At 74.4% G+C, this 23,740-nt stretch carries 24 protein-coding genes; 8 read left to right on the top strand and 16 right to left on the bottom strand.

Annotated elements, in window-relative coordinates:
- Positions 1–37 precede the first annotated feature (37 nt).
- The 5 genes from AB0K92_RS07445 to AB0K92_RS07465 form a co-directional block, all read right to left on the bottom strand.
- A complete protein-coding gene (locus tag AB0K92_RS07445) occupies positions 38–637 on the bottom strand; it encodes a winged helix-turn-helix domain-containing protein (RefSeq protein ID WP_365920301.1) in 600 nt (199 codons plus the stop codon).
- Positions 638–903: 266 nt separating this feature from the next.
- Entirely contained in the window at positions 904–1,386 is a 483-nt protein-coding gene (locus tag AB0K92_RS07450) for a hypothetical protein (RefSeq protein ID WP_365920303.1), read from the bottom strand.
- Positions 1,387–1,978: 592 nt separating this feature from the next.
- On the bottom strand, positions 1,979–3,010 hold the full coding sequence (gene glnII, locus AB0K92_RS07455; protein ID WP_365920305.1) for a glutamine synthetase: 1,032 nt from the start codon (positions 3,008–3,010) through the stop codon (positions 1,979–1,981).
- Between the two features lie 711 nt (positions 3,011–3,721).
- Positions 3,722–4,426, bottom strand: coding sequence for a hypothetical protein (locus AB0K92_RS07460; RefSeq protein ID WP_365920307.1), 705 nt, complete (start codon positions 4,424–4,426; stop codon positions 3,722–3,724).
- A gap of 120 nt (positions 4,427–4,546) precedes the next feature.
- Positions 4,547–4,906, bottom strand: coding sequence for an arsenate reductase family protein (locus AB0K92_RS07465; protein WP_365920309.1), 360 nt, complete (start codon positions 4,904–4,906; stop codon positions 4,547–4,549).
- Positions 4,907–5,163: 257 nt separating this feature from the next.
- Between AB0K92_RS07465 and AB0K92_RS07470 the strand changes: the two genes are divergently transcribed.
- The gene (locus AB0K92_RS07470; protein WP_165997754.1) at positions 5,164–5,478 is read left to right on the top strand and encodes a hypothetical protein; all 315 of its coding nucleotides are present in this window, start codon (positions 5,164–5,166) and stop codon (positions 5,476–5,478) included.
- Between the two features lie 63 nt (positions 5,479–5,541).
- Here the strand turns inward: AB0K92_RS07470 and AB0K92_RS07475 are convergent, their stop codons facing one another.
- Positions 5,542–6,732: a winged helix DNA-binding domain-containing protein gene (locus AB0K92_RS07475; RefSeq protein WP_365920311.1), complete on the bottom strand. Its 1,191-nt coding sequence runs from the start codon at positions 6,730–6,732 to the stop codon at positions 5,542–5,544.
- Between the two features lie 10 nt (positions 6,733–6,742).
- Here AB0K92_RS07475 and AB0K92_RS07480 point away from each other — a divergent pair, with 10 nt between their 5' ends.
- The 3 genes from AB0K92_RS07480 to AB0K92_RS07490 all read left to right on the top strand — a co-directional run bounded on the left by AB0K92_RS07480 (position 6,743) and on the right by AB0K92_RS07490 (position 8,943).
- Positions 6,743–6,958 (top strand): hypothetical protein, encoded by a 216-nt coding sequence (locus tag AB0K92_RS07480; RefSeq protein ID WP_365920313.1) that lies wholly within the window; start codon positions 6,743–6,745, stop codon positions 6,956–6,958.
- A gap of 209 nt (positions 6,959–7,167) precedes the next feature.
- Positions 7,168–8,514: a DUF2252 domain-containing protein gene (locus AB0K92_RS07485; RefSeq protein ID WP_365920359.1), complete on the top strand. Its 1,347-nt coding sequence runs from the start codon at positions 7,168–7,170 to the stop codon at positions 8,512–8,514.
- 159 nt (positions 8,515–8,673) lie between these two features.
- Positions 8,674–8,943, top strand: a complete 270-nt coding sequence (locus tag AB0K92_RS07490; RefSeq protein ID WP_365920315.1) for a hypothetical protein — start codon at positions 8,674–8,676, stop codon at positions 8,941–8,943.
- 66 nt (positions 8,944–9,009) lie between these two features.
- On the opposite strand, the gene AB0K92_RS07495 is transcribed toward AB0K92_RS07490, so the two are convergent.
- The 3 genes from AB0K92_RS07495 to glnA form a co-directional block, all read right to left on the bottom strand.
- Positions 9,010–10,452 carry a hypothetical protein gene (locus AB0K92_RS07495; RefSeq protein WP_365920317.1) on the bottom strand — a complete coding sequence of 481 codons (1,443 nt, stop codon included), beginning with the start codon at positions 10,450–10,452 and terminating at the stop codon, positions 9,010–9,012.
- Position 10,453: 1 nt separating this feature from the next.
- Positions 10,454–10,714 carry a hypothetical protein gene (locus AB0K92_RS07500; RefSeq protein ID WP_165997745.1) on the bottom strand — a complete coding sequence of 87 codons (261 nt, stop codon included), beginning with the start codon at positions 10,712–10,714 and terminating at the stop codon, positions 10,454–10,456.
- 125 nt (positions 10,715–10,839) lie between these two features.
- A complete protein-coding gene (glnA, locus tag AB0K92_RS07505) occupies positions 10,840–12,249 on the bottom strand; it encodes a type I glutamate--ammonia ligase (RefSeq protein ID WP_165997722.1) in 1,410 nt (469 codons plus the stop codon).
- A gap of 220 nt (positions 12,250–12,469) precedes the next feature.
- On the opposite strand from glnA, the gene AB0K92_RS07510 reads away from it, so the two are divergent.
- Positions 12,470–12,937 carry an RDD family protein gene (locus AB0K92_RS07510; protein ID WP_365920319.1) on the top strand — a complete coding sequence of 156 codons (468 nt, stop codon included), beginning with the start codon at positions 12,470–12,472 and terminating at the stop codon, positions 12,935–12,937.
- 65 nt (positions 12,938–13,002) lie between these two features.
- Here the strand turns inward: AB0K92_RS07510 and AB0K92_RS07515 are convergent, their stop codons facing one another.
- From AB0K92_RS07515 to lipB, 4 genes are all read right to left on the bottom strand, one after another.
- Positions 13,003–13,704, bottom strand: a complete 702-nt coding sequence (locus AB0K92_RS07515; RefSeq protein WP_165997718.1) for a DUF4191 domain-containing protein — start codon at positions 13,702–13,704, stop codon at positions 13,003–13,005.
- Positions 13,705–13,773: 69 nt separating this feature from the next.
- Positions 13,774–14,001 (bottom strand): hypothetical protein, encoded by a 228-nt coding sequence (locus AB0K92_RS07520; protein WP_365920321.1) that lies wholly within the window; start codon positions 13,999–14,001, stop codon positions 13,774–13,776.
- A 241-nt stretch (positions 14,002–14,242) separates the two neighbouring features.
- Positions 14,243–15,208 carry a lipoyl synthase gene (gene lipA / locus AB0K92_RS07525; protein ID WP_165997714.1) on the bottom strand — a complete coding sequence of 322 codons (966 nt, stop codon included), beginning with the start codon at positions 15,206–15,208 and terminating at the stop codon, positions 14,243–14,245.
- A gap of 101 nt (positions 15,209–15,309) precedes the next feature.
- Positions 15,310–16,107 carry a lipoyl(octanoyl) transferase LipB gene (gene lipB, locus AB0K92_RS07530; protein WP_365920323.1) on the bottom strand — a complete coding sequence of 266 codons (798 nt, stop codon included), beginning with the start codon at positions 16,105–16,107 and terminating at the stop codon, positions 15,310–15,312.
- A gap of 233 nt (positions 16,108–16,340) precedes the next feature.
- Between lipB and AB0K92_RS07535 the strand changes: the two genes are divergently transcribed.
- Positions 16,341–17,774: a regulator gene (locus AB0K92_RS07535; protein ID WP_165997710.1), complete on the top strand. Its 1,434-nt coding sequence runs from the start codon at positions 16,341–16,343 to the stop codon at positions 17,772–17,774.
- Positions 17,775–17,864: 90 nt separating this feature from the next.
- Here the strand turns inward: AB0K92_RS07535 and AB0K92_RS07540 are convergent, their stop codons facing one another.
- Both AB0K92_RS07540 and AB0K92_RS07545 read right to left on the bottom strand, forming a co-directional pair.
- On the bottom strand, positions 17,865–19,250 hold the full coding sequence (locus tag AB0K92_RS07540; RefSeq protein ID WP_365920326.1) for an NAD(P)/FAD-dependent oxidoreductase: 1,386 nt from the start codon (positions 19,248–19,250) through the stop codon (positions 17,865–17,867).
- 302 nt (positions 19,251–19,552) lie between these two features.
- Positions 19,553–20,449 carry a TIGR01777 family oxidoreductase gene (locus tag AB0K92_RS07545; protein WP_365920328.1) on the bottom strand — a complete coding sequence of 299 codons (897 nt, stop codon included), beginning with the start codon at positions 20,447–20,449 and terminating at the stop codon, positions 19,553–19,555.
- A gap of 71 nt (positions 20,450–20,520) precedes the next feature.
- On the opposite strand from AB0K92_RS07545, the gene AB0K92_RS07550 reads away from it, so the two are divergent.
- Complete coding sequence (locus tag AB0K92_RS07550) at positions 20,521–21,024, top strand: GNAT family N-acetyltransferase (RefSeq protein ID WP_365920330.1); 504 nt, start codon at positions 20,521–20,523, stop codon at positions 21,022–21,024.
- Between the two features lie 469 nt (positions 21,025–21,493).
- Here AB0K92_RS07550 and AB0K92_RS07555 read toward each other — a convergent pair whose 3' ends face one another.
- Positions 21,494–22,678: a MarP family serine protease gene (locus tag AB0K92_RS07555; RefSeq protein WP_365920332.1), complete on the bottom strand. Its 1,185-nt coding sequence runs from the start codon at positions 22,676–22,678 to the stop codon at positions 21,494–21,496.
- 262 nt (positions 22,679–22,940) lie between these two features.
- Between AB0K92_RS07555 and AB0K92_RS07560 the strand changes: the two genes are divergently transcribed.
- On the top strand, positions 22,941–23,740 hold an 800-nt coding region (locus tag AB0K92_RS07560), incomplete at its 3' end, for a peptidoglycan recognition protein (protein WP_365920361.1).

The following is a 23,740-nucleotide window of genomic DNA, read 5'->3' on the forward strand; positions in this document are numbered from 1 at the left end:
CGCGGTGCCTGCGGCGGCCCTGCGGCAGGCCGGGGGATCAACGTCCGGCGGGCGGGGTGTACTTGTAGCCGACCCGGCGCACGGTGCGGATGGTGTCGCGGTGCTCGGCGCCCAGCTTGCGGCGCAGCCGGGCGATGTGCACGTCGACCGTACGGCCGTCGCCGACGTGCCCGTAGCCCCACACCGTGGTGACCAGCTGGTCGCGGGTGTGCACCCGGTGCGGGTGGGCCACCAGGTGCGCCAGGAGCTCGAACTCCAGGTAGGTCAGGTCGAGTTCGCGTCCGTCGACCTCGGCGGTGCGGCGGACGGAGTCGATGCGGATGAGGGGTTCGGTGCCGCTCGCGGCCGCCACCTCGCCCGGCTGGTCGGTCCGGTCGGTCCGGTCCGGCTGATCGGGCCGGTCGGGCACGGCGAACGGCGGGAACGGCGGCTGCTGGTCGGCCGGGACCAGCACCAGGTAACCGACCATCGGCGGGCGCCCCGGCAGCACCGGCAGGGCGTGCTGCGGGGCGGGCAGCCAGGTCGCGCCCGGCGGCAGGAAGTCCGTCACGTCGACCACGTCGTCGCGGTCGACGGCTCGCAGCCGGTGGCGGGCGCTGTGCGAGGGGGCGGTGGACAGGGAACGAGTGGTCGCCATGAGAGGTCAGCTCTTTCGCGCGAGGAGTCCGTCGGGGAGGGGACGTACGTCGTCGCGCCGGCCGAAGGCCAGGGTGTACGGCTCGAAGGGCCCGTACGGCTTTAGAGGGCCGGCGCGTTCGTCGCGCGGCAACACACCCGGTCGAAGTCGTGGTGCTGACGGGAAGGCCAGAAGGGCTCGAGGTCATGGCGACCCGTCGCGGAGTGCTTCTGGAAGCTGGCCATGCCCCCATTCAAGCACGAGAGACCGAGGACCGGACCCCTCTCTCACTGCTTGGACGCCGCCGGCCGCGCACGGTGGCGCGAAGTCGCCGCCGCGCACGCCCCGTCCCGACGATCTCGGCCGACGACCTCCGCCGTCGCCAACAGCCGCCGCACCGCCTCCCGCAGGACGTGGTCCGGGTGCGGGGAGTCGCCGCACATGCGGTCGTGGACGAGCCGGCGCGGCCACGCGGCCGCCTCGCGCAGCGGGGCCACGGCGAAACGCGGGACGAGTCCCGTCCCGGTGAGCGTCTCCACGGGGTGGCGCACTCCGGGGTACGGCCGCTCCCACCCGAGTGCCGCCAGGGCCACCGGTGTCACGGTGTCCTCGGTGCGGCCCGTGATGCGCCAGACGGCGTCCGCGGCCGTCGCACGGACCCCGAGTCCGGCGGCGGGCGCGAGGAACGGCTCGACGAGCGGCAGCAACGGCGCGCCTTCGGGCCCGAGTTCACCCGCGCGCTCCGGCCGGTACCCCGGGCGCTCGGTCATGAGCCGCCGCAGGTGGGACAGGGCCAGGGCGGGATCCCCGCCGACCCGGTGGTGCCACCGCGGCGACCGCGGCAACCTCGGAGTGGACGCCCTCGGTCACACACACCCGCAGCCGGCGTCGTGCGCGAGGGGCAGCAGGGCCGGCAGCGCGACCGCCACGGCCCGCCGGGCGGGGCCGAGCAACCGAGGGCTCGCCGGTCCCGTCCGCGATGTCACCGAGGAGCCGCAGCAGTTCCTCCCGGTGGCCGGGACTCTCCAGGGCGAGCCGGGCCAGGTGCGGCACGGCGGGGGCGGTCGCCGGGAACACGTCTCCCCAGCGGCACAGCGCGTGCTCCAGCGCATGGAGGGCCGTCTCGCGTACCTCAGGGTCCCGCGACTCCATCGCCCCCAGCAGCGCCGGTACGTCCCGCGCCGGCCTGTCCGCGTGCGTGAGCGCGGCCCGGTCCACCCCGTCGGTCCCCACGGGGGCGCAGGATACGCGCGCGTCGGGGCGCGGATACGTACGAGGGGGCGGATGCGCAGGAGGGGCGCCCGCCGTTACGGCTGGCGCCCCACACCGGGTGCTCTGCGGAGTACGGAGTCCGCTCCGGGATCAGACCTGGCCGGCCTTCTCCAGCGCGGAGCAGCAGGTGTCCACCAGCAGGCGGGTCACCACGTACGGGTCGACGTTGGCGTTCGGGCGGCGGTCCTCGATGTAGCCCTTGCCGTCCTTCTCGACCTGCCACGGGATGCGGACCGAGGCGCCGCGGTCGGAGACGCCGTAGGAGTACTGGTCCCACGGGGCGGTCTCGTGCAGGCCGGTCAGGCGGTCGTCGATGCCGGCGCCGTAGTTCTTGACGTGGTCGAGCGGCTTGGAGCCCTCGCCCAGCGCCTCGCAGGCGGTGATGATCGCGTCGTAGCCCTCGCGCATCGCCTTGGTGGAGAAGTTGGTGTGCGCGCCGGCGCCGTTCCAGTCGCCCTTGACCGGCTTCGGGTCGAGGGTGGCGGAGATGCCGAAGTCCTCGGCGGTGCGGTAGAGCAGCCAGCGGGCCACCCACAGCTGGTCGGAGACCTCCAGCGGGGCGAGCGGGCCGACCTGGAACTCCCACTGGCCGGGCATGACCTCGGCGTTGATGCCGGAGATGCCGAGGCCGGCGGCGAGGCAGTTGTCGAGGTGCTTCTCGACGATCTCGCGGCCGAAGATCTCGTCGGCGCCGACACCGCAGTAGTAGCCGCCCTGCGGGGCCGGGAAGCCGCCCTCGGGGAAGCCGAGCGGGCGGGAGCCGTCGAAGAAGGTGTACTCCTGCTCGATGCCGAAGATCGGCTCCTGCGCGGCGAACCGCTCGGCGACCTCGGCGAGCGCGGCACGGGTGTTGGACTCGTGCGGCGTCATGTCGATGTTCAGCACCTCGCACAGCACGAGGACGTCGTCGCCGCCGCGGATCGGGTCCGGGCAGGTGAAGACCGGCTTGAGGACGCGGTCCGAGGAGTGGCCCTCGGCCTGGTTGGTGGAGGACCCGTCGAAGCCCCAGATCGGCAGCGCGTCCAGACCGGCGGGCTCACCCGCGATGATCTTGGTCTTGGAGCGGAGCTTGGCGGTCGGCTGGGTGCCGTCGATCCAGATGTACTCAGCCTTGAAGGTCACGGGCCACATCCTTCGGGGGTGGGTCAGGGCGCGCTTGCGGGTGCTGCGGCGCTGCGGCACTGGGGCGCCGCGCTTGCTGTCCGCGAGCCTGTCAACAGGCGATTTCCCGGCCATTGCTCGAATGTGAACCCCGTGTTACCTGGTGGTGTTGTGGCTCGGCTCACCAGGTGAACGGGGAACGGGCGCGCCACCTCACCGCCCGCGAGCGGGCGCGGTGAGCGGCCGGCCGCCTTGTATGCGAGACGCATGGACCGCCCCACCGGGGCAGCCCACGCCCGCCCCGCGGAAGCGGCCCCTGCGGCCAGGCGGTCCCGGCGGTCCCGGCGCCGCAGCGGTCCGCTGGTCGCGCGCGGCCCCGGTGCTCCGGGCAGATGCTGCCCGGAGTGCTCCTCGGCCCGGTGCCGTGGCGGGTGCGCCGTCTGTTCCTCGCCGGCCCGGCTCCGTGCTGGGCCGGGCCGAGACGGCGTACCCGCCGGGCGTCCTGCCGCTCCTCGGGCCGGGAGCGGCAGGGCGGGGGGCGGGCCGAGGCGGCGGTCCGTACGGAAGCGTCGCCGGCGACGGGGGGTGAGACGTCCGCCTCCCCGGTGTCTCTGCCCCGGCTTCCGGGCCTTCGCCCGAGCCGGGGTGACCCCCCTCGCGCGGCCGCGCTTCCCGCCCCCGGGCGCGGACCGCCGCCTCAGCGGTCTCCTGTCCGGCCGGGCCGGGCGAGCCTCACCCCACCTTCTCGATCAGCGCCCGGCGGATCAGGAACTTGCCGGGCTCCCGGACCTGCTCGAAGGCCGCGTTGTTGAGCAGGACGCAGCTGCCGGAGACGGACGTGACCTCCACCGTCGTGGACTTGTCGTTGTCCAGGTTGGTGACCTTCAGCTTCGTCCCCGCCGGGAACTGGTTGCTGGACGCGGCCGGTGCGCCGCCTTCGCCGGAGAGGGTGACGGTGGACCCGTTGCAGACCTGCTCACCGGCCCCCCCGGCCGGCTCCGACGGATCGGCAGGGGCCGCCGGGTCAGCAGGGTCGGCAGGGGCGGCGGGATCGGCCGGCTGGGACGGATCGGCGGGCTCGCCGGCCTCCGCGGGGGCGGAGGGCCGCGCGGTCCGGGAGTCCTGAGCCGACCCCCCGATCGCCTCGCCCACCTCGCACCCGGAGGCCTCCTGCTTGCGCCGGATCTCGGCGATGACCGCCTCGCGGTTGGCGATCCGCGCCTCCGACTGGGCGTCGGGGGCGGCCCGCTGCGCCTCGATGAACCGCTGGTTGTTGCCGAGCGCGGTGGCGAGACCCTGACAGACGGTCGAGTCCTTCGCCGACTGGGCGGCGTTCGACGTGCTCGCCATGACGAAGGCACCGCCTCCCGCCACCGTCGCGGCACTCACCAGCAGCGCGATCTTCTTCTTCGTGCCGAGTTTTCTCCTACGCGACATGCGCGCCTCCTGAAGAGGTCGGGGAGCGTACGCCGCTATGTACGAGATCCCGAACGAGGTTGCTCAGCGATCGCGGTGACGTGTTGAAGTGGCCTGCGTCACAAGGGAGTTACGTCGACGTCAGCGGGACAACGCGTCCCGTACGGCCTCGTCGGTGCGGGCGACCACGGCCGTGCCGTCGTCCGCGGTGATGATGGGCCGCTGGATCAGCTTCGGGTGCTCGGCCAGCGCCGTGACCCACCGGTCGCGCGAGGCGGCGTCCCGCGGCCACTCCTTCAGGCCCAGCTCCTTGGCGACCGCCTCCTGGGTGCGCGTGATGTCCCAGGGTTCGAGGCCGAGGCGGCCGAGTACGGCACGGATCTCGTCCTCGGTCGGGACGTCCTCCAGATAGCGGCGGACGGTGTAGTCGGCCCCCTCGGCGTCGAGGAGCCGCACGGCGCTGCGGCACTTGGAGCAGGCGGGATTGATCCAGATTTCCATGCCGGACACGGTACGCGCGGCACGGCCACGCCCCCGGACGGCACCCGGAGGACAGTCGGCCGTGTTCGATTTCGGCGCGGCGTCCCACACGCCCCTCCCGTACGGCCTGACACACCCGCAATTCCCGTACTGACCTGGGCTTTTCGTGCACTTCACGAACCCCCGATTGTCAGTGGCGGGCAGTAGAATTGAAGCAGTGTTCGAGGGAATCGCCCGGGGCTTCCGGGAGACTCCCTGACCGCGACAGGAGGATGCCCGTGCCCGCTGCCGCCCTGAAGCCGAAGCCGTTGCCCACCCAGTCCACCGCCCGCCGCCCCGTCCAGCTCGACCTGCCGTACGCGCCCGTCCCGAAGCAGCCGCTGCCGGCCGGGCGGCCCCGCGAGTGGTACGTCTCGCACAACCGCCGGCTCAAGGCGATGCGCCTGGCGATAGCGCTGCTCGACTCCGGCGTCTACCTGCCGGGCCAGGCCCGCAACGAGACGATCCGGGACACCGCGCAGCTCATCGGCGTCCACCCGCCGTCGGACACGACCTGCCACATGGTGCGGGCCCTGATGAAGTACTGCCGCTGAGCGGCGGTCAGGTGCGACGCCGGGTGCCGTGTCCCGCACGGCACCCGGCGTCGCACCGCCGCGTCAGCCCGCCAGCTCCCGCTCCAGCGGCGTCCGGAACCGCGGCGTCACCCGCGTCGGCCCCACCCACGCCCGCAGCCGCTCCGCCTCCGCGCCGATCGCCGCCTCGGCCTCCCGGCCGGCCCCGGTGCGGTCAAGGATCCGCCAGACGATCTCGCCGTCCGGCCGCTGGGCCCAGCCGCCCACCACCCGCCCGTCCCACCACACGGTGGGCCCGACGTTGCCGCTGCGGTCGAACAGCGCGGGGCGCATTTCCGGCGCCAGGTACCAGTCCCGCTGCTGCCACCCCATGGCGGTCGGGTCGAGCGCGGGCAGCAGCGCCGCCCAGGGCCCGTCCGGCCCGTCCGGCGCCTCCTCGTCGCCCGCCACGACATACCCCGTGCCCTCGTCCAGGGCGACCTCCCGCGCCCCGATCGCCCCCAGCGCCCGGCGCACCTCCGTCACCCGCCACCCCGTCCACCACTTCAGGTCGGCCTCGGTCGCCGGGCCGCAGGCCGTCAGCCAGTGGCGCAGCAGCTCCGCCTGGGCCGCGGCGACGTCCAGCTCGGGATGCGGCGGCGCCGGCGCCCAGCGGAACTGCGACGACGTCCAGGAACCCAGCGGCCGACCCCGGACCACCTTGCCCTCCACGCCCAGCACCTTCAGCAGCCGGGTCGAGACGGTGTGCAGGCCCTCGTAGCTCTTCCCGGCCGCGTACACGAACTGCGTCCGCAGCCTGGGCTCGTCCCCCGCCAGCTCCGCCGCCGTGGCCTCGCCGCGGCGCGCCAGCGCGGCCAGCGCCGACGCCTCCACCTCGGCGAGCCAGGCCGCGTCCGGCGCGCCCGCCTTCGCCATGTCCTTCACCAGCGCGGCCCGTTCCCGCGCGGCGACCGCGATGCCCGTCGAGGCGTGCACGACGGCGGTCAGCCGGGTCGGGAACACGAACACGGTGTGCCGCATGCCGTGCATCCGCACCAGCGTCCGGTCCTCGTACAGCGCGCGCTCGGTCTGCGCGACCGTCCTCCCCGGCTCCGCGAGCCGGGCGCCCACCGCCAGGAACACCGTCGCCGGATCGGTGCCGTGCAGCGCCACCAGCGCCTCGGCGACCTCCTCCGGTCCCGCCGCCCGCGCCTGCGGCGCCAGCCGGTGCCGCAGCGCCAGCCGGGCCCGCCGCTCCGCCCCGCCGATGTGCCGCCGTGCCGCCCCGCCGCCCATGCCGATCTCCTTGTCCGTCGAGTCCGTCGAGTCCGTCGAGTCCGTCGAGTCCGTCGAGTCCGGTGAGCCCGCCGAGCCCGCCGAGTTCATCGAGCCCGCCGAGTTCATCGAGCCCGGTGAGCCCGCCGAGCCCGCCGAGTCCGTCGAGTCCGTCGCGGGCGCCGTGCAGGGCCGGCCACCAGGCCCTGCCGGTCACCGCCCTGCCGATCCTGCCCGACACCACTGACAACGCCCCCCGGCCCGCACCCGCCGCCCCTCACCCGTTCGCCGTACTGGGCATGCGCCGCCCCCGCCCGGGGCCGTTCACTGCGAACAGGAGGCGGCGACCGACCCAGGGAGGCGCGGCATGCAGCGCAACGGCAACCACCACCGCGTACGGCCATCGGCCACCACCCCGTGACCCCGCTCGTCGGTCCCGGCGGCTCCGCCGGACCCGTGGGACCCGCGGGCCCCGCCGAACGCGCCGAGCGCGGCAAGGCGGCCCGCAAGCACGTCCCGCGCACCGCGCACGCCGGCTGGCTGCCGCCCGTCGACCGGCAGGACCCCGTCGCCGTACTGGAGAAGCAGGGCCGCGACCGGCTGCCCGAGCTGCTGCCCGTCCGGTACGGGCGCATGGCCGCCTCCCCGCTGGCCTTCCTGCGCGGCGCCGCCGCCGTGATGGCCGCCGACCTCGCCGCCCACCCGCACACGGGGCTGACCGTGCAGCTGTGCGGCGACGCCCACCTGCTCAACTTCGGCCTGTACGCCTCCCCGGAACGCACCCTGCTGTTCGACCTCGACGACTTCGACGAGACCTTCCCCGGCCCCTTCGAATGGGACGTCAAACGGCTCGCCGCCAGCGTCGCCGTCGCCGCCCGGGAGAACGGGCACCCCGACGCCAAGGCGCACCGGGCCGCCCTGGAGTCGGCCGCCGCCTACCGCACCGCCATGCGGCGGCTGGCACGCAGGGGGGAGCTGGAGGTCTGGTACGAGCGCGTCGAGGCCGACCGGCTGCTGCCCCTGGTGCGGTCCGGGCGGCGCCGCCGGCGGGTCGAGGCCGGCCTCACCCGCGCCCGCCGCCACAGCGGCCTGCAGTCCCTCGGCAAGCTGACCGAGGTCGTCGACGGCCGCCGCCGGATCGTCCACGACCCGCCGCTGCTGGAACCGGCCGGCGCGCCGGACACGGCCGCCCTGCGCAAGAACTTCAGCGACTACCGCTCCACGCTCCCCGAGGACCGCCGCCTGCTCCTCGACCGCTACCGCTTCGTCGACGCCGCCCGCAAGGTCGTCGGCATCGCCGGCGTCGGCATGCCCTGCTACGTCGTCCTGCTGGAGGGCCGCGACACCGGCGACCCGCTGTTCCTCCAGCTCAAGGAGGCGGGCACGTCCGTCCTGGAGGAGCACCTGCCGAGCGGGCCGTACGACCATCCAGGCCACCGGGTGGTCGCCGGGCAGCGGCTGCTGCAGGCCGACACCGACGTCTTCCTCGGCTGGATGACCGGCCCTCAGGGCCGCTCCTGCTACTGGCGGCAACTGCGCGACACGCAGGGCTGCGCGGACGTCGCCGCGCTGGACCCCGCCGGTCTGCGCGCCTACGCCGCGCTGTGCGGCACCGCCCTGGCGCGCGCCCACGCCCGCTCCGGCGACCGCATCGCCATCGCCGGCTACCTCGGCGGCGCCGACACCTTCGAGCGCGCGGTCGCCGACTTCGCCCTGCGCTATGCCGACCAGACCGCCGAGGACCACTCCGCCCTCGGCGCGGCCGTCGTGGCCGGCGTGATCGCGGCGACCCCGGAGCCCTGAACGACGTACTCCCGGACCCCGACTCCCCCCGGACCCCGACTCCCCCCGGACCCCGACTCCCCCCGGAGCCAGGCGAAAAGAAGGTGCGCCGCGCCGTGCGCCCAGGGCACCCTCGGAACACGTACCCCACCCCCACGGCCCAGGGAAGGAGGCTCTGTCATGGGCACCATCGTGCTGTCCGGGGCGGTCGTCCTGGTCGTCCTGGGATTCGGCAACCCCCTCTACTGGCTCGCCGCCGTTGCCCTGCTCTGCGTGTACGTCCGCCGCGGAGGCGGCGCGTCCTCGGCACCCACCGCGGGTTCCGGGTCCGTGCCCACCACCTACCAGGCCTACCGGGACCGCCGTGACCAGCAGGCCAAGTGGGAGCGCCGCTACCGCCGCGAACGCCCCCTGGAGTCCCGTCGCCAGGAGCGCGAACGGACCAGGTGAGCGACCTGCGGGCCGGACGCCGCCGCGCCACCGCCGCACACCCGGCGGCGGCGCGGCCACCACGGATCAGGCCCGCAGCCCTGCCGCCCACATCCGCCGCTTGAACACGTGGTCGCTGAGCAGGCCCCGGTCCCTGACCCGCTCCAGCAGCTCGCCCACCTCCGCGTTCCCGCGTTCGACGGCGTGCCACCGCTGCACGGTCTGCCGGGCCCAGTGCCGCAGCCGGTCGTCCGGGTCGTCCAGCAGCGCCACCGCCGCCCGCAACCGTACGACCCCGCCGCGCGCGACCAGCAGCCGGAACGCCGCGGCCCGCACCGGCCGGGGCCGTCCGGCCGCCAGCCGCCGCACCAGCCACTCCTCCGGCAGGGCAGCGGCGGACGGCAGCAGCGCGGCCACCGCCTCGCGCGCCACACCGGGGGCGGGGTCGTCCAGCAGATCCCGCATCCGCGCCGCGTCCACCGCGTCCAGCAGCCGCAGCCCGGCCACCGCCCGCGCCCGCACCGCGGCCGACGGATGCGCCAGCAGCGGCTCCAGCAGCGCGGCGTCCGCGCGCCGGCCGCACTCGGCCAGCCCGATCACCGCACCGGACGGCAACGCGGGGTCGTCGGACCGCGCGCACAGGGCGAGGTAGAACTCGCGGGGATCGCGGGGCGAGTCGCCCTGCCGTACGGCATAGCGGGCGCACGCCCGCACCAGCGCCGACCGGTCGGCGAGGAACGCCTCGGCCGCCTCCGCCCGCCCGGCCGCCCGCAGCGCGGTCACCCCGGCGGAGCGGGCCCGCGGATGCCGCGCCCCGAGCATCGGCGGCAGCACGTCGTCGTAGGCCGCCCGGCCCTCCCGTACGCCGGCCAGCGCGGCCTCGGCGCACAGGTCCTGCACGACCACGTCCGTGTCCCGGGCCGCGGTGCGCGCCAGCTCGGCGGGGGAGAGGATCCCCTCCCCGACGGCCAGTCGATACGCGAACCGGCGCACGGTGGGCGACTCGTGCCGCAGCAGCGGGACCAGCCCGTCGCGCGGGGACCGGCGCAGCGCCTCGGTCAGCAGCTCCACCGCGGTGCCGCCCCGGGCCCGGCGGCCGACCAGCAGGATCAGCGGGGCGAGAGCGACGGCCGTGGCCGCGTCGAGGGCGCCGCGCAGCAGGTCGCGGGCGCGGTCCCGGACCGGATCGGCCCAGTCGGCGGCCCGGATCACCGCCAGCGGCAGCAGCTCCGGGTGGTCCGGCAGCAGCCGGTGCAGCGCGGCCTCCCGGACCCGGCCGTCGCGGTGGCAGAGGGCGAGCGCGAGCACGGGCGCGTCCGGCGGCGCGGGCCGGCGACGCAGCAGCCCCGTGGCCCGGCCCAGGACGCGGGCGCTGATCTCCCGCTCGGTCCCGCCGTCGAGCCAGACGCGTACGCCCAGGTCGAGCGCGGTCCACGCGTACGGATCGGCGGCGTCGAGCGCGTCCTTCGGCGGCGTGCCGGCCGCGAGCCGGAGGGCGGCCTTGCCGCCGTCCCTGACGTTCTCGCGCACGTCAGTACTGCGCCCGGAAGTTGATGTACCCGATCAGCACGATCAGGGCGGCCACACTGCCCAGCACGATGGTGGTCGACACCCACGACCGCCGCCCGGACGACCCGCGGCGCTCGGGAGCGGCCCGGAACGGCACCGGCCCCGGCGGGTTGTCCTTCCACCGCGCGGCCAGCATCCGCGCCCGGGCCGAGGGCTCCTTGTGCTCGGCGCTCTCCGCCCAGCGCAGATCGAACTCCCGCTCCTCGTCGTCCCGTCCGGCCATCCCCGTCTCCCCGTCGTGGTCGCTCACCCAGCTCGAACAGCTGTACAGAAGACGATACGGCGGCGCCCCCGCCCTGCGGAACGCGCTACAGGACGGGGGCGCCGGAACGACCGGAACCGGGTCGATCACACGTCGAAGTACAGCTCGAACTCGTGCGGGTGCGGGCGCAGCTGGAGCGGAGCGATCTCGTTCGTGCGCTTGTAGTCGATCCACGTCTCGATCAGGTCGGACGTGAACACGTCGCCCTGGAGGAGGAACTCGTGGTCGGCCTCCAGGGAGTCGAGGACCGCGCCGAGGGAGGTCGGGACCTGCGGGACGCCCGCGTGCTCCTCGGGAGCCAGCTCGTAGAGGTCCTTGTCGATCGGCTCGGCCGGCTCGATCTTGTTCTTGATGCCGTCCAGGCCCGCGAGCAGCAGCGCCGAGAAGGCGAGGTACGGGTTGCCGGAGGAGTCGGGCGCGCGGAACTCGACGCGCTTGGCCTTCGGGTTCGAACCCGTGATCGGGATACGCATCGCGGCGGAGCGGTTGCGCTGCGAGTACACCAGGTTCACCGGCGCCTCGAAGCCCGGCACCAGGCGGTGGTAGGAGTTCACCGTCGGGTTGGTGAACGCCAGCAGCGACGGGGCGTGCTTGAGGATGCCGCCGATGTAGTAGCGGGCGGTGTCGGACAGGCCCGCGTAGCCCTGCTCGTCGTAGAACAGCGGCTCGCCGTTGCTCCACAGCGACTGGTGGACGTGCATGCCCGAGCCGTTGTCACCGAAGATCGGCTTCGGCATGAAGGTCGCGGTCTTGCCGTTGCGCCAGGCCACGTTCTTCACGATGTACTTGAACAGCTGGAGGTCGTCCGCGGCGGCCAGCAGCGTGTTGAACTTGTAGTTGATCTCCGCCTGGCCGGCGGTGCCCACCTCGTGGTGCTGGCGCTCGACCTGCAGGCCCGCCTTCTCCAGCTCCAGGGAGATCTCGGCGCGCAGGTCGGCGAAGTGGTCGACCGGCGGGGCCGGGAAGTAGCCGCCCTTGTAGCGGACCTTGTAACCGCGGTTGTCCTCCAGCGCGCCGGTGTTCCAGGCGCCCGCCTCGGAGTCGATGTGGTAGTACGACTCGTTCTCGGCGGTCTTGAAGCGCACGCTGTCGAAGACGTAGAACTCGGCCTCGGGGCCGAAGAACGCGGTGTCGGCGATTCCCGTGGACGCGAGGTAGGCCTCGGCCTTCTTCGCCACGTTGCGCGGGTCACGGGAGTACTGCTCGCCCGTGATCGGGTCGTGGATGAAGAAGTTGATGTTCACCGTCTTGTCGCGGCGGAACGGGTCCACCCGCGCGGTGGACAGGTCGGCGCGCAGCGCCATGTCGGACTCGTGAATGGCCTGGAAGCCACGGATGGAGGAGCCGTCGAAGGCCAGCTCCTCGTCCGGGTCGAACGCCGCAGCCGGAATCGTGAAGTGCTGCATGACGCCCGGGAGGTCGCAGAACCGGACGTCGATGAACTTGACGTCCTCGTCGGCGATGAACTTCTTGGCCTCGTCGGCGTTCTGGAACATCCAGCTCCTCCTACTCCCGACCGTCCCGCCGGGGTGGTAGATCGTTCGTGCGGCCAGTGCGGTGGCACACGCTGTCCTCGACCCTAGGGAGGCGTGATTTCTCCGGCGTGACCCATTTGTTTCGCACAAGTTAACCGGCTCGGGTTCCACAGTAGTCCGCGGACGGCCCGGAAACACCCCGCCGTCCATCGGTCACAAACGGGCGCAGTACCGTGTACGGGTGGACAAGAGGCAAGCAATCGGATCATGGCTCTCGGGGCCGCGCGCGGCCATGGAGGACGCCGGTGCCGACTTCGGATACCGGGGGGAACAGCTCGGCCTGCCGGAGGACGGTCCGGGTTCGCTGGCCCGCCCCGGCCGCCGTATCGGAGCACTGGCCGTCGACTGGGGCCTGTGCCTCTTGATCGCATACGGTCTCATCACGGACGGCTACGGCCAGGCGACCAGCAACTGGGCCCTGCTCATCTTCTTCGTGATGAGCCTGCTCACCGTCGGCACGGTCGGCTTCACCCCCGGCAAGCGCCTGCTCGGCCTGCGCGTCGTCGCCCTGGACACCGGCACCGTCCACCCCGGCCGCGCCCTGGTCCGCACGGCCCTGCTCTGCCTCGCCATCCCCGCCCTGATCTGGGACCGCGACGGCCGCGGCCTGCACGACCGGCTGGCCCGCACGGTCGAGGTACGGATCTGAGAGCACCTCGTACGACGAAGGGCGCCCGGATCACTCCGGGCGCCCTTCGTCGTACGAGGTCTGGGTCAGCGGGGCCGCGGCCCGCCCTTCGGCAGGCGCATGCCCTTCGGCATCGGCCCCTTCGGCAGCGGCATGTTGCTCATCAGGTCGCCGAGCGCGCGCAGCCGGTCGTTGGTGGCGGTCACCTGCGGGCCGGTCAGCACCCGGGGCAGCTTCAGCATGGTGGTGCGCAGCTTCTTCAGCTCCACCTGGCCCTCGCCGGTGCCGACGATCAGGTCGTGCACGGGGACGTCCGCGACGATGCGGTTCATCTTCTTCTTCTCGGCGGCCAGCAGGCTCTTGACCCGGTTCGGGTTGCCCTCGGCGACCAGCACGATGCCGGCCTTGCCGACCGCCCGGTGCACCACGTCCTGGCTGCGGTTCATCGCCACCGCCGGAGTCGTCGTCCAGCCCCGGCCGATGTTGTCCAGCACGGCCGCCGCCGCGCCGGGCTGGCCCTCCATCTGCCCGAAGGCCGCCCGCTCGGCCCGGCGCCCGAACACGATCGCCGTCGCGAGGAAGGCGAGCAGGAGGCCCAGGATGCCGAGATAGATGGGGTGACCGATCAAGAAACCGATCGCGAGGAAGACACCGAAGGTGACGATTCCGACAGCCGCGAGTACAAGGCCGATCTTCTTGTCGGCCTTGCGGGTCATCTTGTAGGTCAGGGCGATCTGCTTCAGTCGCCCGGGGTTCGCAGCCTCGGCTGCCGTGTCCTTCCTCGCCATGCCACGAAGTCTACGTGGCTCCGGGAGCGCCCTTGACGGCGGTGTCCGGGCGGTCGCCGGCGGCGCGGCTCAGGAGTGGGCGGCGGAGGAGACCCGCTCGAGGACGCGCTCGGCCTCGACCCGGTCCTTGGCGCGGCGGCGGTCCTCCAGCACCGAGGTCCAGGCGTTGCGGCGGGCGGTGCGCTGACCGCCGCTCATGAGCAGCGACTCGACGGCACGCAGGGCGTCGGTGAGGGACGGAAGCGCGGTGGCGCGGGTGCCTGTCGGCATTGCTTCGTTGACGGGCGCGGCCGGCATGGTGGATCCCCCTAGGGCTCAGTGCACGGGTTCACGGGGTGTGAAACCAGGGTCACTGATTGGTGTTACCAGGGCGTGACCCCCTGGTCAAACGCGCGTGAAGCCCCGATGCCGCCGGATGGCCGAGGAGTGACCGGGCGCGCGAACGCCGCCGCGGCCCCGGCGTGGTCCTCAGCTGGGAGGACGGCCGGGACTGCGGCGGCGTTGCGTTCTACTCGTCGGTAATCGCTTGTGCGTGAATTCACACGGCCTGGGCGGCGACGAACGTCCCGCGCTTCTCGATCGCCATCTGGTACAGGCGGCCGGCGCGGTAGGAGGAGCGGACCAGCGGGCCGGACATCACACCGGAGAAACCGATCTGCTCGGCCTCCTCCTTCAGCTCCACGAACTCCTGCGGCTTCACCCAGCGCTCCACCGGGTGGTGGCGCACCGACGGGCGCAGGTACTGGGTGATGGTGATCAGCTCGCAGCCGGCCTCGTGCAGCTGCTTCAGCGCCTCGCTGACCTCCTCGCGGGTCTCGCCCATGCCGAGGATCAGGTTGGACTTGGTGACCAGGCCGAAGTCGCGGGCCTCGGTGATCACCTTCAGGGAGCGCTCGTAGCGGAAGCCGGGGCGGATCCGCTTGAAGATCCGCGGCACCGTCTCGACGTTGTGCGCGAAGACCTCGGGGCGGGACTCGAAGACCTCCCGCAGCAGCTCCGGGACGGCGTTGAAGTCGGGGGCCAGCAGCTCGACCTTGGTCCGGCCGCCCTCGCGGTCCGCCGTCTGCTGGTGGATCTGGCGCACGGTCTCGGCGTACAGCCAGGCGCCGCCGTCCTCCAGGTCGTCGCGGGCGACGCCGGTGATGGTGGCGTAGTTCAGGTCCATGGTGACCACGGACTCGCCGACGCGGCGCGGCTCGTCGCGGTCCAGCGCCTCGGGCTTGCCGGTGTCGATCTGGCAGAAGTCACAGCGCCGGGTGCACTGGTCGCCGCCGATGAGGAAGGTGGCCTCGCGGTCCTCCCAGCACTCGTAGATGTTGGGACAGCCGGCTTCCTGGCAGACCGTGTGCAGGCCCTCGCTCTTGACGAGGTTCTGCATCTTCGAGTACTCGGGGCCCATTTTCGCCCGGGTCTTGATCCACTCGGGCTTGCGCTCGATGGGGGTCTGGCTGTTGCGGACCTCCAGGCGCAGCATCTTGCGTCCGTCGGGTGCGACTGCGGACACGACCGGCTCCCTAGCGTTGATTCTTCGGCGCCCTCAAGGGTACGCCCGTGGATTTGATGGCCCTCCGACCGGGCCAACCCGCCCAGGGCGGGGCCCATTCCCTACGCCGGCGTCTTCTCCACCGCCCGCGGCTTCAGCTCCGCGTTCTCCAGCACGTCCCGCAGATGGCGCTCGACCACCGGCAGCACCTCCTCGATCGTGACGTCGCGGCCCAGCTCGTTCGCGAGCGAGGTGACGCCCGCGTCGCGGATGCCGCACGGGATGATCTTGTCGAACCAGGCGTTGTCCGGGTTCACGTTGAGCGCGAAGCCGTGCATGGTCACGCCCTTGGCGACCCGGATGCCGATCGCCGCGATCTTGCGGTCCTCGCGCCGCTGGCCCGCGTTGGACGGGGCGTACTCCGGGCCGTTGAGCCGCGGGTCGAACTCCTCGTCGTGCAGGCGCGGGTCGAAGTCCAGGGCGAGCCCGCCGAGCGCCGGACGCTGCTCCACGGGATCCCCCAGCACCCACACCCCGCTGCGGCCCTCGACCCGGGTGGTCTCCAGGCCGAACTCTGCGCAGGTGCGGATCAGCGCCTCCTCCAGGCGGCGGACGTGCGCGACGACGTCCACCGGGCGGGGCAGCTTCTGGATCGGGTAGCCCACGAGCTGGCCTGGCCCGTGCCAGGTGATCTTGCCGCCGCGGTCCACGTCGATGACCGGGGTGCCGTCCAGGGGGCGCTCGCTCGGGTCCGTGCGCCGGCCGGCCGTGTAGACCGGGGGGTGCTCCAGCAGCAGCACGGTGTCCGGTACCTGGTCCTCGAAGCGCGCGGCGTGCACCCTGCGCTGCTCATCCCAGGCGGCCTGGTACTCGACGGCCTCGGCACCGAATCCCATACGGACGAACCGCAGCTCGCTCACGGCAAGCCCCTCCCTCGAAGGTCGTAAGGCGTAAAACGCGCCTACGTCACTGTACGACCGCCGGCCACACGTCAGCCTCGGGGGCAATCCTCACACGATCGGATGAATGCACGCGGAAGTGTGCGATCGGGTGTTTACTCTCCGCTACATTCGCGCCGTTCACAAGGCCATAAGGGCTGCTCACAGGCAGTCCGGGCACTTCGGCAGCCCGGAGGCAGGAGATCGCACCGCAGATGACGGAACGACCCGCGCAGCGCACCCCCAACCGACAGCTCGCCGCGCTCATCGCAGAAGCGGGGTTCTCCAACGCAGGTCTGGCCCGTCGAGTGGACCAGCTCGGGCTCGAGCACGGCCTCGATCTCAGATACGACAAGACATCCGTCACCCGCTGGCTGCGCGGACAGCAGCCCCGGGGGACCACACCCGCGCTCATCGCCGAGGTCTTCACCCGCCGCCTCGGCCGCCGGCTCACCGCCCAGGACCTCGGCCTCGACGCCTGCGCCCCGGTCTACGCGGGGCTGGAGTTCGCGGCCGGACCCGAGGAGGCCATCGACATCGTCAGCGGCCTGTGGCGCAAGGACTCCGGCAGCCACGCCGAACTGCGCAAGATCGCCTTCACCCCGGCCGGCCTCGTGGTGCCCAGCCGGGACTGGCTGATCGGGCGCGCCGACGAGAAGGTCGCCCGCGGCGCCGAGCCCTCGCGGGTGCCCGCCCAGGGCCGCGCCGGGGTGCCCCGGCAGCGCGGCGTCGAGCGCGGCCCCGGCCACCGGGTCACCGCCGGCGACATCGCCGCGCTGCGCTCGGTCGGCGAGCTGTTCCGCACCCTGGACGACGCCTACGGCGGCGGCCACGCCCGCCAGGCCCTCGTCCGCTACCTGGAGCACGAGTGCGAGCCCATGCTCCGCGGCACCTACGGCGAGCAGATCGGCCGCCGCCTGTTTGCCGCGGCCGCCGACCTGACCCGCCTCGCGGGCTGGACGTCGTACGACATCGCCGCGCACGGCCTCGCCCAGCGCTACTTCGTGCAGGCCCTGCGCCTGTCCCAGGCGGCCGCGGACCGGGCGTACGGCTCCTATGTGCTGGTCACCATGAGCCGGCAGGCCGTCTACCTCGGGCACGGGCGGGAGGCCGTCCAGCTGGCGCGGGTGGCCCAGCAGGGGGTCGGCGGCTCGGCGCCGCCGGTCGTCCAGGCGCTGCTGCACGCGGCGGAGGCGCGCGGGCACGGAGTCCTCGGCGAGGTGCGGGCCTGCACCGCCTCCCTCGTACGGGCCGAACGCGCGCTGGAGGCCGCCCGGCCCGGCGACGAGGTACCGCACTGGGCGCGGTTCTTCGACGAGGCGCAGCTCGCCGACGAGTTCGGGCACTGCCACCGGGACCTTCAGCAGTTCCGGGCGGCGGCGCAGCACGCGGAGCGGTCGCTGCAGCTGCGCGCGCCCGCGTACGCCCGGAGCCGGCTGTTCTGCCGTGTCGTCCTCGCCACCGCCCGGCTGGGGCTCGGGGAGCTGGAGCAGGCCTGTGCGCTGGCCGCGGAGTCGGCGGCGCAGGCCGCCGAGATGCGGTCCGTGCGGGCGGTGGAGTACGTCAGGGACTTCGAGCGGCGGCTGGAGCCGTACAAGGACGCGGCTCCCGTGCGGTCGTACCGGGACAAGGTGGCCGCGTTGGGGTAGCGCCGTGCCGTCGGTGGTCGTGTGCCGGGTGCGGGTCCGCCGTGGCCGGTCGCGCGGTTCCCCGCGCCCCTGAACGCCCCGTCAGGGCGGTCAGGCCGCCCTGACGGCAGGCGCCGGTTCCGACCGGTGCATCGAACCCGTCGCGCCCAGGTCGGTGAGGATCGCGGCCGCGGCGCGGCGGGCGGAGTGCAGCGCGCCCTGGACGGTGCTGGAGTCGCGGTGGTCGCCGCAGACGTACAGGCCGGCCAGCAGGCGCACCGGGCGCCGCAGGTCGTGGGGCGGGCGCATGGCGGGCACCGCGTCGGCGGTGTGGTGGACGGCGAGCGTCTCCCAGCGGGCCGCCGAGGTGCCGTAGAGCCGGGTGAGATGGGTGCGCACGGCGGTGTCGAGGTCCGGTGGCGGGGGCCCGAGGACCGTGGAGGAGATGAGCGCCCGGCCCGCCGGGGCCCGGCTAGGGTCGACCGAGCTGAGCACCGCCGTGTGCGCCACCGGGCCGCCCCGGTCGGCGTCCAGCAGCAGCGCCGCGCCGGTCCCCGGCGGTTCGTCGGTGGTGTGGTGGACGACGGTCACCGGGTGGAAGTCCGGCACCCGCAGCCCCGGCAGCAGCTCGGCGGCGGCGCGCGCGTCGGTGGCCACCAGCACCGCCCGGCAGCGGAACTCCCCGTGCTCGGCGGTGGTCACCGTCGTGGTGGACACCGAGGTGACCCGCACCCCGGTGCGCACGGTGCCCGGCGGCAGCGCCCGCGCCAGCAGCTCCGGCAACACCGCGGCCCCGCCCTGCGGCACGGCCATCCGCCCGCCGGCGAACGCCCGCAGCGCGAGGTCCGCGCACCGGCTGGACGTGGTCAGGTCCGGGTCGCACAGCAGCGCGGCCAGCAGGGGGCGCAGGAAGCCGTCCACGGTGCGCGGCGGCAGGCCACGGGCCGCCAGCGCCTGTGCGGCGGGCAGCTCCGGGCGGGACAGCAGCCGCTCCAGCGGCGTGCCCGCGATCCGCGCGAGCGCGCTGCCCAGCCGGGCCTGGTCGACGGCGCCGCCCACCGGGGCCGCGGCCCGGCCGCGGGGCGGGGGCACGGCGGCGGCGCTCCCGCGGCCGCGGACCGGCGTCGCCCGAGGGGCGCTCGCGAGGGCGCGCACCGCGTTGAGTGCGCCCCTCGCGCTTCTGCCCGCCACCGGAGCGCCCGCCCGGTGCCGGCGGCCGTCGCTGTGCAGCAGGACGCCGGGGGCGAACATGCGCAGCGCGAGCGCGTCGAGCCCCGGGGTCAGGTGCAGCTCCGGGTACGACGTGAACAGCGGCTGCCCGAGGCGGTCGAGCCGGAAACCGTCGACCTTCTCCGTCGACATCCGCCCGCCCACACCGGGGCCGGCCTCCAGAACCGTGGTCGTCACTCCTGCGTGGGCCAGCCGTAGCGCCGCCGAGAGGCCGGCGATCCCGGCTCCCACCACGACGACGTCCGCCTGAAACGCGGGCTCAAGCACGTGCCCCTCCTCGAGGTTGCGCGGCCGGTGGAGACGTGATGCCCCCAACCGGTTCCAGGGATACCCGAGTTCGGCACGAGCGTAGAGCCGTGATCGGTCAGTGGCAGTCGCGCATGGGCAGGGCACGGTCGCACGGCGGTCGCAAACGGTCGGGACGCCCTGTTTCCCGCGGCCGTTCCCCGCGCCGTCGCCGGGGGCGTTTCCCGCGCCGTAGCCGGGGGGCGTTCGCCGCGCCGTAGCCGGGGGGCGTTCCCCGCGCCGCAGCCGTGGGCGCTCCTGCCGGCCCGCCGGGGGCCGCCGGCTCACAGCGCCGCCCGGATCGCCTCCTCGATACCGGGGAACGCGAAGCGGAACCCGGATTCCAACAGCCGCTTCGGCACCACCCGCTGACTGCCCAGCACCTCCGTGGACATCTCGCCCAGCGCCACCCGCAGAACGGGCGCGGGCACCGCGAGCACCGCCGGGCGGCGCAGCACCCGGCTCATCGCCGCGTTGATCTCACGGTTCGTCAGCGGCTGCGGCGCGGTCAGATTCACCGGACCGGACAGCTCCTCGTGGTCCAGCAGATGGCGCAGCGCGGCCACCTCGTCGTGCAGCGCGATGAACGACCAGTACTGCCGCCCGCCGCCGAGCGGCCCGCCGAGACCCGCCCGGTACAGCGGGAAGAGCCGCCCCCAGGCCCCGCCCTCGCGCGCCACCACCAGGCCCGTCCGGGCGAACACCGTGCGCACCCCCGCCTCCCGCGCCGGCGCCGCGGCCCCCTCCCACTCCACGCACAGCTCCGCGAGGAACCCCCGCCCGGGTGGCGAGTCCTCGTCCGCCACGCGGTCCCCGGTGTCGCCGTAGACGCCGATCGCGCTGCCGTTGAGGAAGACCCGCGGCGGCCGGTCCAGCGCGGCGACGGCCCGCGCCAGCGCCGCCGTGCCGGCCACCCGGCCGGCGCGGATACGCGCCTTGTACTCCGTGGTCCAGCGGCGGTCGCCCACCCCGGCGCCCGCCAGGTTCACCACGGCGTCGCACCCCGCCAGCACCGCCGGGTCGACATGCCCGCGCTCGGGATCCCAGTGCGCCTCGTCGGCGGACCGGGGCATGCGGCGCACCAGCCGCACCACCTGGTGCCCGTCCGCGGCGAGCGACCGCACCAGAGCGCCTCCGATGAGACCGGACGCGCCGGTCACCGCGATCTTCCTGTGCTGCATGGCGCCATCATCCCCGAGCGCGCGTAAAACCCCGATGAGCCACGTGCGGTCCGGCCCGTAGGGTGGCCGGCATGTCTGAACCGTCCATACGCACCGCCCGGCCCGACGACGAGGAACCCCTGCGACGGCTGGACCACGCGTCCTGGTCGTATCTGCACGCGGTCACCGCACCGCCCGCCCCGGACGAGCCGTTCTTCCGCGACACCGCCGGCCCCGACGACCACCTGGTCGCCGAACTCGACGGCCGTGTCGTCGGCTACATCCGCCTCGGCTTCCCCACACCGCTGCCCTCCAACGCCCACGTCCGGCATATCCGCGGCCTCGCCGTCGCCGAGGAGGCCCGCGGCAAGGGCGTGGGGCGCGCGCTGCTGCGCGCCGCCGTCGAGGACGCGCGCGCCCGCGGCTTCCGCCGGATCACCCTGCGCGTGCTCGGGCACAACGCGCCCGCCCGCGCGCTGTACGCGTCGGAGGGCTTCGAGGTCGAGGGCGTGCAGCCGGAGGAGTTCTACCTGGACGGCGCCTACGTCGACGACGTCCTCATGGGACGCAAACTGACCCAGCCGACCGCCGGCTGACCTGGCCGGAGCTACGAGGAAACCGGCCGGCCGACCTGACGGCCCCCACCGGCCACCCCGCCCGGCTCGGCAGCCCCCGGTCATCCCGCCGGGTCGCCCGGCCCGGTCGCCCTCCTGTGCCATGCCGCCCGGTCGCTCGGCCCGGTCGCCTGCGGCGATGCCGCCGGGTCGCCCAGCCGGGCCGCCCCCCCCGGCGATGCCGCCGGGTCGCCCAGCCGGGCCGCCCCCCGGCGATGCCGCCGGGTCGCTCGGCCCAGTCGCCCTCCGGTCATCCCGCCGGGTCGCTCGGCCCGGTCGCCCCCTGGTCATCCCGCCGGGTCGCTCGGCCCGGTCGCCCCCGGCCATGCCGCCCGGTCGCTCGGCCCGGTCGCCCCCCGGCCGCCCAGCCGGGCCGCCCCCCGGCCATGCCTCCCAGCCGCCCAGCCCGGCGGCCCCGCCCGTCCGCCCCGCCCCCATACCCCCGCCCGCGCTACGAGGAGACCGGCTCGCCCGTGTCCACCGGTGCCGTCGCCCGCGCCCCCCGCTCCGCGTCGTCGGACACCTCCGCCGCCGTCAGGACGTACCCCGTCTCGGCGTCGGAGGTCGACCGGGCGAACACCACCCCGTACACCCGGCCCTCGGTGGTCAGCAGCGGGCCGCCGGAGTTGCCGGGGCGGACCGTGGAGCGGATCGAGTGGATCTCGCGGGTGACCGTGTCGTCGCGGTAGATGTTCTGGCCCGTCGCCCGCACCCGGTTCGCCACCGTCGCCGCCTGCAGGTCCAGGCCGCCGTCCTGCGGATACCCGGCGACCACCGCGGCGTCGCCGCGCGCCGCGTCGTCGTCGAAACGGAGCACGGGGGCACGCAGGCCGGGCACCCGCAGCACGGCCACGTCCTTCTCCGGGTCGAAGAGCACCACCGTGGCCTCGTACGCCGGGCCGACGCCCCCGACCCGCACGGTCGGCTCGTCGATGCCCGCCACCACGTGCGCGTTGGTCATCACCCGCTCCCGCGCGTACACGAACCCGCTCCCCTCGCGGCCCTGGGTGCCCGCCACGCCCTCCACCTTCACCGTGGAGCGCTGCGCGGCGGCCGTCGCGGCCGGCGTCACGCTGTCCCCGGAGGGCCGCGCCACCTCGGCCGTCGACTCGTTCTCGAACGGGTTGAACACCTGCGGGAAGCCCGCGTCGGTGAGCGCCGAGGTGGCCCGCGCGAACCAGGCGGGCGTGGTGTCCGGCATCACCTCCTGCACCGCGCCCAGCACCCGCGAGTCACGGATCGCCGACGACAGCAGCGCCGACGAGGACGCCGCCAGCACGCTCGCCGCCACCCACGCCACGATCAACACCGCCGCCGCGTTCGCCACCGCCCCGCCGGCCCCGTCGGCCACCCGCAGCGGCCCCCGGTCCAGCTCCCGCCGCAGCCTGAGCGCCGGCCGGCCCGCCAGCTCGTGGCCCACCACCGCCGGGGCGAGCACGGTGAGCACCGCGGTGACCGTCGCCGCCGTACCGGCCGGCGTCAGCAGGTCCATCACCCACGGCAGCAGCCACACGCCCAGCGCCGCGCCGCCCACGAACCCGGCCAGCGAGACACAGCCGGCGACCAGCCCGCGCCGGTAGCCGGAGCCGGCGTAGAGCAGGAGCGCGAGCAGCAGAACGATGTCGAGGAGGTCCACCAGGCCGCCTTTCTCTCGGACCCCTGTACGCGGGGGACGGGCCCCGTGATCAGCCGCGCCCGCGACCGCCGGCCGCGAACCGGCCACGCGGGCGGGTACCGGGAAAACGTCGCGGACCGGGACGATGGTTCCACCGGCCGGCACAGCTCACATCGCGGGCACCGGTGATCGCGCGGACAGTGGGACCATGCGTGATGTGCGAAAAGCCCGGCGGGCCCGCCGGGCGGGCCGGCGCGGCGTGCGCCTGCCGGGCCCGGCCCGGGTGGCGCTGGGCGCGCTGCCCGGGACCGCCGCCGCGGTCGTGCTCGCGCTGTGCGCGCACGGCGTCGAACGCGCCGCCCAGGCCGGTGCCGACCGCCGCCTCGCGGCCACCGGTCCGGCGACCGCGCACACCGCGCCCCGGCCGCGCATCGTGCCCCGCTCGGCCTGGCTGGACGGCACCCGCCCGACCCAGCCGCCCGCCCGCTACGACGACAAGGTCGTCGCCGTCTTCGTGCACCACACCGACTCGCCCAACGCCTACGACTGCGCCGAGACGCCCCGCATCATCCGCTATCTGCACGCCGGCCAGACCGGCGCCCGCCACTGGGACGACATCGGCTACAACTTCCTCGTCGACCGCTGCGGCGTCGTCTACGAGGGCCGCGCGGGCGGTGTCGCCCGCGCCGTCACCGGCGCCCACACCCAGGGCTTCAACCACCGCACCGCCGGCATCGCCGCCATCGGCACCTTCACGGCCGGGGTGGAGGTGCCGCGCGCGATGACCGACGCGATCGCCGCGCTGGCCGCCTGGAAGCTCGGGTTGTCGGGCGTCGACCCGCGCTCCCGGGTCCGCCTCGTCTCCAGCAACAGCGGCAGCCGCTACGCCGCCGGCACCTCCGCCACCCTGCCCGCCCTCGCCGGCCACAACGACGGCTACATGACCAGCTGCCCCGGCGCCGCCCTCACCGCGCGGCTGCCCGCGATCCGCGACCTGGCCGCCCGGCTCCAGGGCCGCTTCGGCGCGGCGCGGGCGCAGGACGGCGCGGCCGCGGGCCACGCCGGGGCGGCGGCCCCGGCGTG

It is taken from the genome of Streptomyces sp. NPDC052687, assembly GCF_040678395.1.
GTDB lineage: Bacteria > Actinomycetota > Actinomycetes > Streptomycetales > Streptomycetaceae > Streptomyces.

Excerpts from the sequence above, each read along its gene's own strand:
- AB0K92_RS07460 (WP_365920307.1), bottom strand. The coding sequence starts at position 4,426 with ATGTCGCGTAGGAGAAAACTCGGCACGAAGAAGAAGATCGCGCTGCTG.
- AB0K92_RS07535 (WP_165997710.1), top strand. The coding sequence starts at position 16,341 with ATGACGGAACGACCCGCGCAGCGCACCCCCAACCGACAGCTCGCCGCG.
- AB0K92_RS07450 (WP_365920303.1), bottom strand. The coding sequence starts at position 1,386 with ATGACCGAGCGCCCGGGGTACCGGCCGGAGCGCGCGGGTGAACTCGGG.
- glnA (WP_165997722.1), bottom strand. The coding sequence starts at position 12,249 with ATGTTCCAGAACGCCGACGAGGCCAAGAAGTTCATCGCCGACGAGGAC.
- AB0K92_RS07550 (WP_365920330.1), top strand. The coding sequence starts at position 20,521 with ATGTCTGAACCGTCCATACGCACCGCCCGGCCCGACGACGAGGAACCC.
- AB0K92_RS07465 (WP_365920309.1), bottom strand. The coding sequence starts at position 4,906 with ATGGAAATCTGGATCAATCCCGCCTGCTCCAAGTGCCGCAGCGCCGTG.
- AB0K92_RS07515 (WP_165997718.1), bottom strand. The coding sequence starts at position 13,704 with ATGGCGAGGAAGGACACGGCAGCCGAGGCTGCGAACCCCGGGCGACTG.
- AB0K92_RS07500 (WP_165997745.1), bottom strand. The coding sequence starts at position 10,714 with ATGGCCGGACGGGACGACGAGGAGCGGGAGTTCGATCTGCGCTGGGCG.
- AB0K92_RS07545 (WP_365920328.1), bottom strand. The coding sequence starts at position 20,449 with ATGCAGCACAGGAAGATCGCGGTGACCGGCGCGTCCGGTCTCATCGGA.
- AB0K92_RS07490 (WP_365920315.1), top strand. The coding sequence starts at position 8,674 with ATGGGCACCATCGTGCTGTCCGGGGCGGTCGTCCTGGTCGTCCTGGGA.
- AB0K92_RS07520 (WP_365920321.1), bottom strand. The coding sequence starts at position 14,001 with ATGCCGGCCGCGCCCGTCAACGAAGCAATGCCGACAGGCACCCGCGCC.
- AB0K92_RS07475 (WP_365920311.1), bottom strand. The coding sequence starts at position 6,732 with ATGGGCGGCGGGGCGGCACGGCGGCACATCGGCGGGGCGGAGCGGCGG.
- AB0K92_RS07445 (WP_365920301.1), bottom strand. The coding sequence starts at position 637 with ATGGCGACCACTCGTTCCCTGTCCACCGCCCCCTCGCACAGCGCCCGC.